Genomic DNA, 3348 nt, shown 5'->3' with positions numbered 1-3348 from the left:
TCCTCGTGCTCGCCCGATAGCCGGCCCGGGCGCCGCTGCGTCGCCCGAATCCCGGAATCGCCGGAATCCCGGACCGTGTCCGGGTCGATCTCGTCGACCGCCCTATGCCCGCGGCTTCCCGCAGGCGCACGCCGCGTTGCCGCAGCGGCACGCGTCGCCCGAGCAGCATCCGCATCCGCCGTCGGCGCAGCAGCCGCTCCCGCCCTCGGCGGATCCGGTGCCGCACGATCGGGCGTCCGCAGGCAGATCCATCGCCGGATTCTGATCGAGGAAGCCGTGCGGCTTGAACCAGAACCCCGAGTAGTCCACCGGCATGATCGGCCAGTCCTCGGTGCGGGGGATGTGAGTGGGGCCGAAGGTGTGCCACAGCACGAGATCCTCGCCGTCGATCGAACGATCCTGCGCCGTCCACTCGGGCAGCCCGGCCCCCGGTGCGTGCGCATTCGGGTAGTCGCCCGCCGGGTAGAGCTCCTCCGGCTCGAACCTCGTGCCCCAGAGATGCTTGGTCGCGAAGTTCGCGCGGCCGTGCACGGTCGATTCGGGCTGCGCCGCGAGCAGCATCTTGCCCTCGGGGATCAGCCAGTACGCGGTCGGCTTGCCGACGTAGTTCGTGCGGTGGGCGGACCGCACCTCCCAGACGCGACCGGTGAGACCGTTCGCGATCCGCTGCGCCTCCCGCTCCGTCCTCAACTGCGTGTCGCTCCACGTGAACGCATTGCCGCGCGGATTCTCCGGACCGGTCGGGATCCTGACCGCCTCGATCTCGTGCAGCGTGTTGTCCTCGCCGTCGATCGCGGCGTCGATCCGCGCGCAGAAGAGATGCTGATGGATCGGAGTGAAGATGCCCGGTGCGATCTCCGGGCCGTGCGGATCCTCGCTGCCGGGGATGCCGGCGCCCGCGAACACGATGCCGGTCGCCTTCGCCTCGACCTGGATCGAACCGTCGAGGTAGAAGTACCAGAAGAAGCCGTAGTCGTAGTTGCCCACAGTCGCGAAATAGCTCACGACGAGGCGGCGGCTGCGCCGGGTCTCGGGCGCCGCACCGAGCTCGCTGTGCTTCCAGAGGATGCCGTAGTCCTCCTCGTGCATGCAGATCGCCTGCGGGATCTTCACGGGGTTGCCGTGGTCGTCGGCGACGAACTCGTCGAAGTAGTGGATCACGCCGAGGCAGTCGCAGCCGAGCGCGAGCGAGTTCGCGTTCTTGCCGAGCAGGTACTCGCCGGCGTCGAAGTAGCTGATCCAGAAGCGGCTCACCGAGGTGTCGCCGTAGGGCACCACCATCTCGGGCACGCTGGCGCGATGCGCGACGGAGCGATCCTCGTCGCCGTCCCGCCAGGTGATCTGGTTCAGCACCAGGCCCTCCTGCTGCGTGAAGCCGACCCGGAACTTCCAGTTCTCCCACTGCACGAGACTGCCGTCGACCGAGAAGCTCGGCCCCTCGGGCTGCGTGATCTCGATCGGCTTGAGACTCGTGCGCGCGGGCCCCTGCACGTCGAGGCCGTAGTTGCCGTGCTGCTCGGGCACGGGGGTGTCGCCCTCGTCGTCGATGCGGATGACGCGCCGTTCGGTCAGGTCGACGTGCACCACGAGGCCCTCGATCGGGTGGGCCCACGGGTTGTCGCCCTCGAAGAAGCGCAGGTAGGTGTGCGAGCGCACCAGACGCCGGCCGACCTCGTCCTCGCGGCCGAAGAAGCCGGGGGCGAGCGGGGAGCAGAAGGCGAGCTCCATGTGATCCTCGAGCCCGCGTCGCTTCATCGCCGCCTGCCACTCGGACGAGGCCTTCACGATGCCCGCGGCGTCCTCGTACTCCTCGAAGAGGTACTGCGGCTGGCCGTAGGGGGCCTCGGCGTTCGGCAGCACCCGGAACGCGTCGACCTCGCCGCGGCTCACCGATACGACCGCTTCCGAGGCGACGCCCGTGCTCCGCTCCAGCAGGGTGACGAGGACGCGGCGGTCCATCGGATCGCCGGGCCGCCAGGCGGCGAGCGCCGCCTTGTCGGGGTCGACGGGCAGCATGCGGGGGACCCGCGTCTGCTCGGTGGCGTGCCCGGCGTCGGTCAGGATCCGCCGCGCCGCCGCGATCTCGTCCGCGGTGAGCGGATCGAGCGGGTGCCGCACCTCGAGCGGAGTCGTCACCCGCTGCCCGTGCGTGTGCGTCGTGTCAGGGGTGTGCGTCATCGGAACCGACTCCTTTCGGGCGCCGCGCGGGCGAGCGGCCGGCCGCTGCCCTCAGTATCGCACCGCCGGGCGGTCGCCCTCGCCGGGGTGTCCCGCTCGCCTCAGAATGTTATCCTCGCCTCGAGAGGTGATTCCCATGCAGCTCGCTCAGTTTTCCGCAAGGACGCGGGTCTCCGGAGCCGCTCCCGCGACGGTGCGCGCCGATGATCTCGCGGGCTTCCGCGCCCTCGTGTCGTCCTCGTTCGTACCGCTCGACGTCACGGCCGAGCGCTCCGACGCGTTCACCGCGCGGCTCTGCACAGCGGGTGCCGACGGCATCGCCTTCACCGAGGTCGCGGCGAAGCCGCATCTGGTCGAGCGCACGCCCGCCACGATCGAGTCGGGCGGCAGCGGACAGTACAAGGTGAGCCTGCTGCTCTCCGGTTCCAGCATCCTCGTGCAGGACGGCAAGGAGCTCGTCATGCGGCCGGGCGATCTGTCGATCTACGACACTTCGCGCCCCTACTCCCTGCTCTTCACTGAGGAGTTCCGCAACCTCATCGTCATGTTCCCGAAGGATCGGCTCGAGCTTCCTGGGCCCGACGCCCAGCAGCTGACCGCCGAGTCGCTCGGCGCCGAGCACCCGGGGCTCGGCGCGGTGCTGACCGCCTTCCTGTCGCAGTTCCCGGAGCAGCTCACCGACCTCGGCCCGCGGGTGCAGACGAAGCTGGCGCACACGAGCCTCGACCTGATCGGAACCCTGCTGTCGACCATCCTGGGTGCGGATCCGGCGCAGCAGGATCCGCACCAGGTCCTGCTGCGGAGGATCCACGAGTACATCGACGACCATCTCGCTTCGCCCGACCTTTCTCCCGGCGGCGTCGCTGCGGCGCACTACATCTCGAAGCGGCACCTGCACGCGCTGTTCCATGAGACGGGCATGACGGTCTCGACCTGGGTGCGCGAGCGCCGGCTCGAGCGCTGCCGCCAGGATCTGCTCGATCCGAGATTCGAGGATCGGCCGGTGTCGGCCATCGCGGCGCGCTGGGGCCTGATGGACGCCGCGCACTTCAGCCGCGTGTTCAAAGAGACGTTCGGCGTCTCGCCCACGGAGTTCCGGCGCCTGGCGGGCGAGTCGCGCGACGGCCGGTTCCTGGGCTGAGCGGGCGGCCGCTGCGGTGCGGAGCGGCG

2 protein-coding genes are annotated in these 3348 nt (G+C 69.9%); one reads left to right on the top strand and one right to left on the bottom strand.

Features of this window, described 5'->3' with window-relative positions; genetic code table 11:
- Positions 1 to 102: 102 nt before the first annotated feature.
- The gene (locus ACFPZL_RS11400) at positions 103 to 2178 is read right to left on the bottom strand and encodes a primary-amine oxidase (protein WP_218114669.1); all 2076 of its coding nucleotides are present in this window, start codon (positions 2176 to 2178) and stop codon (positions 103 to 105) included.
- A 136-nt stretch (positions 2179 to 2314) separates the two neighbouring features.
- On the opposite strand from ACFPZL_RS11400, the gene ACFPZL_RS11395 reads away from it, so the two are divergent.
- Positions 2315 to 3319: an AraC-like ligand-binding domain-containing protein gene (locus ACFPZL_RS11395; protein WP_218114670.1), complete on the top strand. Its 1005-nt coding sequence runs from the start codon at positions 2315 to 2317 to the stop codon at positions 3317 to 3319.
- The last annotated feature ends 29 nt before the right edge of the window (positions 3320 to 3348 follow it).

Source organism: Leucobacter soli, assembly GCF_042659205.1.
Taxonomy (GTDB): domain Bacteria; phylum Actinomycetota; class Actinomycetes; order Actinomycetales; family Microbacteriaceae; genus Leucobacter; species Leucobacter soli.
The sequence above is the reverse complement of the archived record's forward strand: the minus strand, read 5'-3'. Positions and strand labels throughout refer to the sequence as shown.

Coding starts and splice junctions, on each gene's coding strand:
- ACFPZL_RS11395 (WP_218114670.1), top strand. CDS start 2,315: ATGCAGCTCGCTCAGTTTTCCGCAAGGACGCGGGTCTCCGGAGCCGCT.
- ACFPZL_RS11400 (WP_218114669.1), bottom strand. CDS start 2,178: ATGACGCACACCCCTGACACGACGCACACGCACGGGCAGCGGGTGACG.